Genomic DNA, 11,914 nt, shown 5'->3' with positions numbered 1-11,914 from the left:
ATCACACATGCAAGAATCACACATGCAAGAATCACGGAAGAAAACTGCTGAGGAAAGACGGAAAGACCTGACGGCTGTATTCTGCAAGAGAATATTCGCCAGAGCAGAGACACCAGTCGTAGAGTAGTGCCCGCTCAGCAAGTGCATAGAGCTTTACCATCTCGCTGACGTTTAAACGATGACTGAGCTGACCGTTATCCTGACCTTTCGCAATGATTTTTCTCAAGAGTTTGTAGTAGATTCGGTTGTGGTCGAGCAGATGCTTCTCCCCATTTGTTGTGAGCTGAGTGGAATAAAGGCGGGTCAGCAGGTCGAGGGAGATGCTGTTTTCGATCATCCGAAAAAGTTCCTGATTGAGAAAGAGAAGCTGATCCATCGCACTCATCTCATCGGTGAGTTGTTCCATTAACTCTTCGTATTTCTCATCAAAAATGGTGCTGAGTGTAGAGAGAAGAGCATCTTTTCCGTCAAAATAATGATAGAAAGAGCCTTTGGAGGTTTTTGAGAGATCGATGATCTCCTCCACAGTAGTATCCTCATAGCCCTGTTCATAGAAGAGTTTCCATGCTGCGCTGACAATTTTACCGCGCGTATTTCGCGTGTTTTTTTTAGCCATAGTAGTGATTATTCATTCCTTTATTTATTATTACGATTTAGATTTATTAGTAATGATTGATTCAGGTTGATTTTTATTATTTATTTTATAGTTTTATCAATCGTAACATAGCAAATCGAGCGAGTCAAGTAAACATAATGCTGGAAAAGATATGATGACTAGAATAGCTACTAGTATCTGAAAAAGTTTTCCATTTATTTTTTTCTGGAAAAGGAGGAAAGTTTATGAAAATTAAACACTTTATGGATATTCAGAGAATCCGAGAACAGGCGGATGAAGGTACAGCATCTAATATTGGCGGTTTTTCAGTTGGAGATCACATTGTGATTCAGGAGAAAGTTGATGGAGCAAATGTGTCGATCCGTTACGATAGAGAGACCGGAAAGCTGGCAGTATTTTCACGAAATCAGCAGCTCTTTGACGACAAGGCACTTAAGGGATTCTGGAGCTACGTTCAGACGCTTCCGGCAGAGGAGTACAGAGAGACGGAATCCTATGCCATTTTTGGCGAATGGTTGATTCCTCATGCAGTGGAGTATCGACCGGAAGCGTATAACAAATGGTATGTGTATGATATTTACGACACCGAGAAGAGAACTTATCTGCCACAGTCCGCGGTGCGGGAGTTTTGTGAGAGACAGAACCTGACTTATGTGAAGACATTTTATGAGGGACCATTTGTCTCCTGGGAGCATTGTAGGAGCTTTGTCGGACAGTCTGAGATTGCACTCGATCAGGGAGAAGGTGCTATTGTGAAAAATCAGACGAAGTTAGGCGCGGAGGACAGGGAGAACCCCTCTGTGATCAAGATAGTCTGTGAAAATTTTGCCGAAGTCCGAAAGAAGAAAAAGCAGGTCGAAGATCCTGAAAAACGGTCGGAGATTGGGAAAGCTCAGGCGATTGTGGAGCAGATTGTGACGCCTCGACGCGTGGAGAAGGAGTGGATGAAGATAAGATGCGCGATGAGGGTCTGATTGCGGATTTAGAGGTAAAACAGAACATTCAGATTCTTGCAAAGAACCTGCCTATGCGAATTTATCAGGATTGTGTGAAGGAAGAGCCAGAGCTGGTGAATTCCTGCAGGGAATATTTCGGAAAATTGTGCCAGAAGAGAGTGATGAAACTGATCAGAGAGATCGAGGCTTCGCGCAAGTAGACTTGTAAGAATGTGAAAAATTGAACAAGGTATTTACGATTAAAAAGATGAAAAAGAGAGAACACTCCAGAATTTTTGGAAAGCCTAGAGTGTTCTCTCTTTTTTGTTTTATATCATTTTATTTGCGACTTTGTTTTATTGTTATGTATATCCTTACAGCTTTGTGTATCCGTAGCTGTTTACGATTGCATCCAGCTTTACGCCTGCCTGACACTGCGGGCAGTTGTGCGGATCGGACAGCTTGAAGTCCGGAATATCGTTCATATCAAAGACTGCATTTACCGGATAACCATCGATCTCAGATACAGCACCGAAGATAACGGAGATGCCCTCCATGATTCCGCCGTAAGACTCGATGCAACGGATGCTCTTCATGATCGTATGACCAGACATTGCACTTGCAAGAACAACCAGAACGTGCTTGTCCTTCAACATCGGAATGATGTTCTCACGGACAACCATCTGACCGGTAGAATCGAACTCCGGAGTGATGATGTAGCTGGTCTTGTGCATGTTGGTGGTGTTGAATCCCATCTCGGAGAGCTGCTGTGCAACGTAAGCACCGATTACCTCACATCCGTCCATGCAGATGATCGTATCGATCGTCTTCTTCGTGGCGAAAGCCTTCGAATACTGAAGAACCTCATCGCTGATTCCGAAAGATTTGGAAAGACCAACACGGTTTACATACTTCTTTACCATTGCCTTTGCAACAGCCTCTGCCTCAGACTGGCGCATCTTCAGAGAAGACATATCAATATAATAATTGATATGGAAACGGTCGGAAGAAAAATGACCTTTTGTCACACGCAGAGCAACCTTTGGGTTGTCCTTTGCCTGAATTTTAGTAGCTTGTCCCATCATAAGAAAGATCCTCCTCTAAAATGATTAATGTAATCCTACCCATTTAAATCAGATTATAGTACAAAATGATAAAAAAATCCATAACGATTGTTAAGTTTTTAATAATTTAGACAAAGCTCCCCATTTCCATGGACAATTTGGCGCAGTGCTTCCACATTTTCAATCAGAATCCCGTTGCTGTTCTTGGACAGATAACCGCGCTGTTTCATCTTTGCCATGATGCGCGATACCGTCACCGGGTGCGTTCCGAGATAGCGCGCCAGCTCCGCATAGGTAAAGAATTTCGGAACGGTCAGGATGCCATCCTTCTCCTTTGCGACGTTGAGAAGCAGACGGCTTAAGCCCGTTACAGCCGACTCGTCGAGTCTCTGATGAAAATGAACAAGAACTTCATAATAATTGTCAGAGAGTGTCTGAATCAGAAAGGTGTTGAATGCGGGATTGTGTTGCATCAGATCCTGAAAGGCAGAGAAGCTGATGCGGTAAAGTGTACATTTTGTCTTTGTAATAATCGAAAACTCAACGGGATGAGAAGTTCCGTGAGTCATTAAGAGCTGATTGAATCCGACAATGCGAGGAGGGTAGAAGTACAGGTAAACGGTCTCTTCCCCGTTGCTTGTCACGCCTGTCAGTGCACAGATTCCGTCTTCAAGTAAATAACAGCAGTCAGCCCCAGGTGAATCCATGCTGATATTTAAACAGACCTGCTTGTCAAGATGGATTTTGGTTCCCCTTGAGCGGAGCAGTTTTCTGAAATTTTCTTTCATAGTTCTTATACCTCCAAACTAATTGTAACATAGTTTTAAAAATAAAACTACTGAAAAATATTATCAGATATAACGTGTGTTATAGCTTTAACAAGAAAAAAATGGTAGTATTAGCTAAAAGTGAGGGTCGCATTTTATAGGAGTTGTTGCGTTTTGCCTCATGTGTTAATTAATTAACAAAAGTGTAGGAGGGGTTTGACACATGGCAAATTCAAAAAACAAAGACACGATGACGATTGTTCACTCCATAATTGGAGTTGCAATCATGGTGCTTTTCCGGTATTTACCGCTTAATCTGCCGGAGATTACACCAGTTGGTATGCAGGTTGTAGGCATTTTCCTTGGAACCTTGTATCTGTGGACATTTGTAGATCCACTCTGGAGCAGTTTGTTTGCGATTGCGATGGTCGGTTTTTCTGACTATGCACCGATGAATGCAGTGCTTCAGTCCGCATTCGGATCTCCGGTTGCCCGTCAGAGTTTCTTCCTGATGGTAGCAGCAGGAGCACTTGTTTACTACAAAGTAACTCTTTACATCGGACGTTTCTTCCTGACAAGAAAGTTTGCAAACGGTAAGCCATGGATGATGGCATTCGTCATCTGCATCGGTTCTTATCTGATTGCAGGATTCATCAACTGCTTCACCGCAATCTTCCTGTTCTGGCCGGTTCTGTACGATATCTTTGATGAGATCGGTTATAAGAAAGGCGATGCATTCCCGAGAGTTATGCTGACACTCGTAATTACTTCTGCACTCGTTGGTTTCCCGATGGCACCGTACATGCAGAATGGTCTTGCTCTGTTAGCAAACTTCCAGAGTATCACAGAGAGCATGCCGGGTGGTCCGATTTCTGTAAACAACGCTTCTTACCTGATCGTTGCAATCGTTCTTGGAATCACGATTATCACCGCAACCGTTCTCTATGCGAAATTTGTGATTCGTCCGGATGCATCGAAGTTAAAAGATTACGATGTAGAAGAGCTGAACAAGCATCCGCTTCCGCCGATGGATCTGCGTCAGAAAGTTCTGTCCACAGCATTCGTTCTTCTCGTTCTTGGTATGATGCTTCCGTCCCTGCTTCCGTCTCTGCCGGGCATGAAGTTTTTGTCCAGCAACAGCTACGGACTTGCGCTCTTTGTTGTAGCAGTTCTGGCAGCAATCCGTATTGACGGCAAGGCAGCAGTAGAGATCCCGAAGGTACTTGCAGGCAACTTAAACTGGGGTGCATACTTCATCATCGTTGCAGCAATCATGCTTGGTAACGTTCTGACGAACGAGTCCACCGGTGTCAGCGCATTTTTAAGCTATGTGCTCTCCCCGATCTTCAACGGAATGTCTTCAACCATATTTACAATCCTGATCCTTTTGGTTGCAGGAGTTCTGACAAACCTGTGTAACAGCCTTGTAATCGGTATGATCCTTCAGCCGGTTCTCGTAACCTACTGTGCACAGTCCGGAGCAGATCCGAGACCGATCGTAACCCTGCTGATTCTGTTTGTATTGATGTCCGCAGCAGTTACTCCGGCAGCATCTCCGTTTGCAGCAATCCTGCACAGTAACAAGGAATGGATTGAGACGAAGTATGTATATCAGTACACTCTGCCGATCGTTCTGATCGAGTTCATCCTTGTGATGGTCGTTGGTGTTCCGTTAGCAAGCATGCTGATGTAATTCCACTGCCAAGCGGGAGGCGATACCGCAAAGCAGAGACATGACACAGGATATGTATGATACAGAATATACAGAATGTAATGTGTGAAAACGTGTAGATATGTGTAGATAAAAACGATGGCAAAGACGCAGAGACAACAACTCCAAAAAGTGACACTCATCTGTCTGTGAAAATCATAAAACATTGGAATGACAGGGGATAGGTAATAGGTATAAGTAATTTAAAGAGTTGAGAGATTTTATTCTAATTGCTTGTAAGATAAGAATTGGAATTATCAGAATTAGTAAGAATGAACAGAAGTTAGTTAAGGAGAAGGAATTATGGCACAGTATGATGTGATTATCGTGGGAGCAGGTCCTGCTGGAATGACTGCTGCAATCTATGCAGCGAGAGCAGACATGACCGTGCTTCTGCTTGACAAGCTGGCACCGGGTGGTCAGATTATCAATACAAATGAGATTCAGAACTATCCGGGAACCGGTTTTATCAACGGAGCAGAGCTGGCATACAAGATGTTTGAGCAGACTCAGGAGTTCCCGTCAATCACTTTCGATTATGCGACTGTCAAGGAAATTCAGAACGACGGCGCAGAGAAGAAGGTAATCTGCGAGGAGGACGGCAAAGAGTTCACCGGAAGCACGATCATTCTTGCAACCGGAACACGTCCGAGATGTCTCCATGTCCAGGGGGAGGACAATTTCCGCGGAAATGGCATCAGCTGGTGCGCAATCTGTGATGGCGCTCAGTACCGCGATCGCGACGTTGTTGTAATTGGTGGTGGAAACTCCGCAGTTGAGGAGTCGATCTTCCTTGCAGGTATCGTAAAGAGCCTGACAATCGTGACGATGTTTGATCTGACCGCAGATCCGATCGCATGTGACAAGCTCCGTGCAATGGAAAATGTAAAGATTTATCCGTATCAGGATATTCTTGAGTTTACCGGAGATACGAAGCTGACCGGTGTTCATTTCAAGTCCACAAAGACCGGCGAGGAGAACACGGTTGCATGTGACGGTGTGTTTGAGTACATCGGTTTGACTCCGACGACAGAGTTTGCAAAGGATCTCGGTGTTCTGAACCAGATGGGTTATGTGACCGTTGATGATCGCATGCATACCCCGGTAGAGGGAATCTTCGGTGCAGGAGACTGCGTGACGAAGAACCTTCGTCAGGTAATCACCGCATGTTCCGACGGTGCAATTGCCGCACAGGAAGCTGCTCATTATGTGCAGAACTTGAGAAAGTAATTGCTCACACAGATCCGCAATCAAACAAACGAATAATAAGTACAACGAATACGGAGGAATCAACCAATGATTAAAGAAGTAAACAGCGCAGAATTTAAAGAGTTAGCAGGACAGGGTCTGGTACTGGCAGATTTCTTTTCTACCACCTGCGGACCGTGCAAGATGCTCTCTTTCGTACTGAAGGATGTTGAGAAGGAGTTTGGCGATGATCTGACCATCCTGAAAGTGGATTTTGACCAGAACAAGGATCTGACTGCTGAGTATGGGGTAACCGGCTATCCGACTCTCGTTCTGTTAAAAGATGGCGCAGAGGTTGGACGTTTACAGGGTCTTCAGCAGAAGCCGGTTATCATCAAGCTCGTGAAGGATCATCAGTAATCAGCAAGTAATTTGTAGTTATTATATTATAATCTGAATGGATTATAAAACAGATTATAAAACATAAAAAAGCAAAAAACAAAACAGAAAGAAGGGGCAGATCCTAAGGGGTTATGGATCTGTCCCGACAGGAGGAGAAACTTATGTCAGTAAATTATTCCTTTCAGGATCACCTGATCAACCGCCAGGCAGAGGCAGAGGCACAGATGCTTAAGAGATTTGAGGAGGGCAATTATACAATCGCCAATCCGCTTGTTGTCTACAACGCTTACCTCGTAAACCCGCTTTCCGCAGTCATCTGCTTTGAGACTGAGGAGGAGACCGCAGTGACTCTGACCGTTCTCGGAAAGACGGTACAGGGAAACATCAGCCACACCTTCCCGAAGGCAAAGAAGCATGTGCTTCCGGTTGTTGGTCTGTACTCTGAGTATCAGAACAAGGTTGAGATCCGTGCATACCGCGGAGAGACGAACGTTGTCACGATTGATGTTCCGGATGTATTTGACGGCAAGAAAGTTATTTTCTCGATGGATACGACTCCGGAGTATTTACAGGACAACATTATTCTGGTATCTCCGGCAGGTGAGGATCTGGCAGTTGGTTTTGACTATGCAGGCGATGCAAGATGGCATATGAATATCCCGTGCGTATTCGACGTAAAGAGACTGAAAAATGGCAATCTGATCATGGGTACGAACCGCGTTATTCAGATGCCGTACTACATGTCCGGTCTGTACGAGATCAGCCCGTGTGGTAAGATCTACAAGGAGTTCCGTCTGCCGGGCGGCTATCATCACGATGAGTTCGAGATGGAAGATGGCAACCTCTTAGTTCTGACCGATGATCTGAGAAGAAACACTGTTGAGGATATGTGCGTTCTCGTAGATCGCAACACCGGTGCAATCTTAAAGACCTGGGATTACAAGAAGTTCCTGAATCCGGAGACCGTGAGCCATTCCGGAAGCTGGTCTGATCATGACTGGTTCCACAACAACGCTGTTTGGTATGACAAGAATACGAACTCCCTGACCTTCTCCGGTCGTCATGTTGACGCAATGGTCAACATCGATTTTGAGACCGGCGATTTGAACTGGATCATCGGTGATCCGGCAGGCTGGCCGCAGGAGATGGTGGACAAGTACTTCTTCAAGCCGATCGGCAACAACTTTGAGTGGCAGTATGAACAGCACGCTAACGTGATTACTCCGAACGGCGATGTGATGTGCTTCGATAACCATCACTATGGTCACAAGGCAGTTGAGAGAGAGCAGTTCCTGAGTGCAGACAACAGCTACTCCAGAGGTGTTCGTTATCGCATCAACACGAAGGATATGACGATCGAGCAGGTATGGCAGTACGGTAAGGATCGCGGAGCAGAGTTCTTCTCCCCGTACATCTGTAACGTAGAGTACTACAACGAGGGACACTACATGGTTCATTCCGGTGGTATCGCTTACGATAAGGATGGCAACCCGTCTGAGGCACTCGGCGCATTCGCTTCGAGCCAGGGCGGACATCTTGAGTCGATCACCGTTGAGATCTGCGACAACAAGAAGATGCTTGAGCTTCATGTTCCGGGCAACTATTACCGCGGTGAGAAGCTGAAACTTTACAGCAATGGCATTAATCTTGAGCTTGGCAAGGGTCAGATCCTCGGTCAGATGGGTGTTACCCTTGAGATGGATACTGAAGTTCCGGCAGACAGCCAGGGTGCAATGCTTCCGGAGTCCTGCAGCGCAAGAGTAGAAGACGAGATCGATCGTTTCACCTTCTTCTCCCGTTTCGAGAAGGGACAGCTCGTTATCCTTCAGCTTGAGAAGGGCGAGGAGATCCATCGTTACTTCATCTCAACAACCGCAGTTCCGTTCCTTGCAATGTGCTGTGGAACCTTCCTTGATTCCGATGATCGTAACACGAGAACGAACATCAACAAGGCAGGCTTAGAGGGCGATTACGATCTGCGCATCATCATCGACGATCAGAAGTATGAGACCGGCATCAAGATTCATTGCTAAGATTCATAAACGATTCATAAGCTTCAGGGTTTGAATTTTAGGAGAAGAAAGGCCCGGATAGGCAGACTGTCAAGCCCGGGTGCAAAACTTGACAGTCATATAGGAGAAACTTATGGGAGTCGATTTTAGAAATGTAGAACATATCATCAAGCGTCAGTACAAGGCAGAGCAGGAGTTCTTAAACGAGTATGCACAGGAGAAGCACACGATTGCGAATCCGTATGTGAAGTTAAACCCGTATCTGATCGCTCCGCTGACTGCACTTGTGATGTTTGAGAACGAGAAGCCGGCATTTGCAAAGGTAACCGTAAAGGGAAAGGAGAGCGCAGGCGATATGATGTATCGTCCGGCATCCGATTCCAAGAAGATGGTAATTCCGGTGTACGGTCTGTATGCAGATTATGAGAATACCGTGATCATTGAGTTAAGCACCGGCGAGAAGGCAGAGATCAAGATTCAGACCGAGCCGGCACCGAAGAAAGTCTGGAAGCCAACCTATATTAAGACAACGCCGGAGTACATGGAGGACAATGTGGTGTTCGTAAGCCCGACCTCCCCGGCATGCACCGCAGCTTATGACTATGCAGGAGATGCCCGTTGGTACAACACGCTGAACCTTGCATTTGACTTAAAGCGTGCAAAAAATGGTCGTCTCTTCGTTGGTACCGATCGCCTGGTTGCTCCGCCATACCATACGACAGGTGTGTATGAGATGGGCATGATCGGTAAGATCTACAAGGAGTACCGTGTTCCGGGTGGTTATCACCATGACGAGTGGGAGATGGAGAACGGCGATCTGCTGATTCTGACTCAGGATCTTCCGCGCGGTACCGTTGAGGATGTCTGCGTTCTTGTAGACAGAAAGACGGGTGAGATCTTAAAGAAATGGGATCATCAGGACGTTCTTCCGGTATATCCGGTTGGCGGTTCCGGAAGCCAGGACGGTCACGACTGGTTCCATAACAATGCAGTTTGGTACGACAAGAAGACGAATTCTCTGACGTTCTCCGGTCGTCACCAGGATATCATCATCAACCGCGATTTCGAGACCGGAAAGCTCAACTGGATCATCGGTGATCCGACCGGCTGGCCGGAGGAGATGCAGAAGTACTTCTTCAAGCCGATCGGAGACGGAGACTTCGACTGGCAGTATGAACAGCATGCCTGCATGATTCTGCCAAACGGCGATGTGATGTGCTTTGATAACGGTCACTGGAGATCGAAAGAAAAAGAAAACTACCGCGCAGCGAAGGACAACTTCTCACGCGGTGTCATCTACCACATCGATACTGAGAATATGACAATCGAGCAGGTATGGCAGTATGGTAAGGAGAGAGGCGCAGAGTTCTTCTCCACCTACATCTGCAACTGCGAGTACTACGAGCCGGGGCACTACATGGTTCATTCTGGCGGTATCGGCAAGGAGAATGGCGAGTGGATGAACGTTCCGGGTGCTGCAAAGACGGAGGGCATCGACAATGGAACCGTAGAGCTCAGCTCGATCACTGTTGAGATCAAGGATGATGAGGTTATGTACGAGATGCATCTGCCGGCAAACTACTATCGCGCAGAGAAGCTCAAACTCTACGATGAGATGGATCGGGTTAGCTTTGGCGAGGGCGAGATCCTTGGTACTCTCGGTGTGACCGAGGAGTTCTTAACCGAAGCTCCGGCAGAGCCGTCCGGCATGATTCCGGATCAGTACAAGACAAAGATCGCAAAGGAAGAGGATCGTCTTGTATTTAAGGCAAGTTTTGAGAAGGGCATGCTTGTTATGCTCAACCTTGAGGGCGAGAATGGCGCTCCGAATCGTCATTACTTCGTTCCGACGACGAAGAGACCGTTCCTTGCAATGTGCGTAGGAACCTTTCTTGAGCATGATCCGAGAGCTGTTGAGGTTCCGATCAGCGCAGAGGGAATTGAGGGCACTTATAAGGTAACTGTCACCGTAGATGATAAAAAATATGATACAGGTGTAGAAATTACCTTTTAAATGTAGTATAATTATATAGCTAGCCAATATTGCGGAAAAGGTTTCTGCCTGTTCTCAGCAGGGCGAAATTGTGAGGCAGGCGGAAACCATATAAAGGCGCAAACTCATGCGTTTCCGGTGGAAATCCGGGGATGCATAAAACAAAGGAGGAGTTGTTTTCATGGGATACAAAGTGAGCTTTGAAGAAGCCAACAAGATCCTGGCAGAGCTTCAGAACGAGTATGAAATCTGGGCACCGAAGCGATTCGTAGGCAAGGGCAGATATTCTGACACCGATCTGGTAAAGTATGCTAAGATCAACACGATTGAGGAAGTTGAGTACAAGAAGAAATCTGACTTCCCGGCAAAAGAGGTTCTGACCCCGATCACCGAGTCTCTGTTCTACTTCACTGAGGACGAGTTCATCGAGAGCAAGGCAACCAATAAGAAACTGCTGATCTTCATGCGTCCGTGTGATATTCACGCACAGCATCATCAGGAGCGCATCTATTTAAGCAACGGTAACTTCGAGGACATGTACTACAAGCGCATGAACGAGAAGGTTAAGATTGTCATGATGGAGTGTGCTGAGAGCTGGGATACCTGCTTCTGCGTAAGCATGGGAACCAACAAGGCAGAGGACTACTCCCTGGCAGTTCGCTTCGGTGAGGATGGACTTCTGGTTGACGTGAAGGATCAGGATTTTGCAGGATGCTTCGAGAATGACGAGAAGGCAGACTTTACGCCGGATTATGTAAAAGAGAATGTTCTGAAAGTAACCGTTCCGGAGATCCCGAACAAGGATGTCCTGACCAAGTTAAAACAGCATCCGATGTGGAACGAGTATAACAAGCGTTGTATCTCCTGCGGAGCTTGTACGATTGCATGTAGCACCTGTACCTGCTTTACCACAACGGATATCATCTACAACGAGAATGGTCGTGTTGGTGAGAGAAAGCGTACTTCTGCTTCCTGCCAGATCAAGGGCTTTACCGATATGGCTGGTGGCATGAGCTTCCGCAACACTGCCGGTGATCGTATGCGTTACAAAGTACTCCACAAATTCCACGACTACAAGGCACGTTTCAAAGATTATGATATGTGCGTAGGTTGCGGTCGATGCATGGAGCGTTGTCCGGAACTGATCTCCATCGTAGCAACTGTCAACAAGATGAGCAAGGCGATCGATGAGATCGTAGCTGAGTCTGACAAGGCGTGAGAGAGAG

At 46.3% G+C, this 11,914-nt stretch carries 11 protein-coding genes; 8 read left to right on the top strand and 3 right to left on the bottom strand.

The window, feature by feature from the left end; genetic code table 11:
* Positions 1-31: 31 nt before the first annotated feature.
* A complete protein-coding gene (locus AC4EVX_RS05460) occupies positions 32-616 on the bottom strand; it encodes a TetR family transcriptional regulator (RefSeq protein ID WP_177977040.1) in 585 nt (194 codons plus the stop codon).
* A gap of 224 nt (positions 617-840) precedes the next feature.
* Here AC4EVX_RS05460 and AC4EVX_RS05455 point away from each other — a divergent pair, with 224 nt between their 5' ends.
* The gene (locus tag AC4EVX_RS05455; RefSeq protein WP_490159735.1) at positions 841-1,590 is read left to right on the top strand and encodes an RNA ligase family protein; all 750 of its coding nucleotides are present in this window, start codon (positions 841-843) and stop codon (positions 1,588-1,590) included.
* Complete coding sequence (locus tag AC4EVX_RS05450) at positions 1,557-1,772, top strand: hypothetical protein (protein WP_490159734.1); 216 nt, start codon at positions 1,557-1,559, stop codon at positions 1,770-1,772. The genes AC4EVX_RS05455 and AC4EVX_RS05450 overlap by 34 nt, the downstream gene beginning before the upstream one ends.
* Before the next feature lie 153 nt (positions 1,773-1,925).
* Here the strand turns inward: AC4EVX_RS05450 and AC4EVX_RS05445 are convergent, their stop codons facing one another.
* Both AC4EVX_RS05445 and AC4EVX_RS05440 read right to left on the bottom strand, forming a co-directional pair.
* Positions 1,926-2,636 (bottom strand): type I phosphoribosyltransferase, encoded by a 711-nt coding sequence (locus AC4EVX_RS05445; protein ID WP_490159733.1) that lies wholly within the window; start codon positions 2,634-2,636, stop codon positions 1,926-1,928.
* Positions 2,637-2,734: 98 nt separating this feature from the next.
* The gene (locus AC4EVX_RS05440; protein WP_177977043.1) at positions 2,735-3,403 is read right to left on the bottom strand and encodes a helix-turn-helix domain-containing protein; all 669 of its coding nucleotides are present in this window, start codon (positions 3,401-3,403) and stop codon (positions 2,735-2,737) included.
* A gap of 202 nt (positions 3,404-3,605) precedes the next feature.
* On the opposite strand from AC4EVX_RS05440, the gene AC4EVX_RS05435 reads away from it, so the two are divergent.
* The 6 genes from AC4EVX_RS05435 (at position 3,606) to asrA (ending at position 11,907) form a co-directional block, all read left to right on the top strand.
* A complete protein-coding gene (locus AC4EVX_RS05435) occupies positions 3,606-5,075 on the top strand; it encodes an SLC13 family permease (RefSeq protein ID WP_177977044.1) in 1,470 nt (489 codons plus the stop codon).
* 321 nt (positions 5,076-5,396) lie between these two features.
* Positions 5,397-6,323: an NAD(P)/FAD-dependent oxidoreductase gene (locus AC4EVX_RS05430; protein WP_490159732.1), complete on the top strand. Its 927-nt coding sequence runs from the start codon at positions 5,397-5,399 to the stop codon at positions 6,321-6,323.
* A gap of 66 nt (positions 6,324-6,389) precedes the next feature.
* Complete coding sequence (locus AC4EVX_RS05425; RefSeq protein WP_308451150.1) at positions 6,390-6,701, top strand: thioredoxin family protein; 312 nt, start codon at positions 6,390-6,392, stop codon at positions 6,699-6,701.
* Positions 6,702-6,844: 143 nt separating this feature from the next.
* Entirely contained in the window at positions 6,845-8,716 is a 1,872-nt protein-coding gene (locus tag AC4EVX_RS05420; RefSeq protein ID WP_490159731.1) for an aryl-sulfate sulfotransferase, read from the top strand.
* Between the two features lie 112 nt (positions 8,717-8,828).
* Positions 8,829-10,709, top strand: a complete 1,881-nt coding sequence (locus AC4EVX_RS05415) for an aryl-sulfate sulfotransferase (RefSeq protein WP_490159730.1) — start codon at positions 8,829-8,831, stop codon at positions 10,707-10,709.
* A 160-nt stretch (positions 10,710-10,869) separates the two neighbouring features.
* Complete coding sequence (gene asrA / locus AC4EVX_RS05410; protein ID WP_308451153.1) at positions 10,870-11,907, top strand: anaerobic sulfite reductase subunit AsrA; 1,038 nt, start codon at positions 10,870-10,872, stop codon at positions 11,905-11,907.
* Positions 11,908-11,914 lie beyond the last annotated feature (7 nt).

The organism is Brotaphodocola sp. (assembly GCF_983179755.1).
Note: the sequence above shows the minus strand (reverse complement) of the source record. Positions and strands in the feature narration are given on the sequence as shown.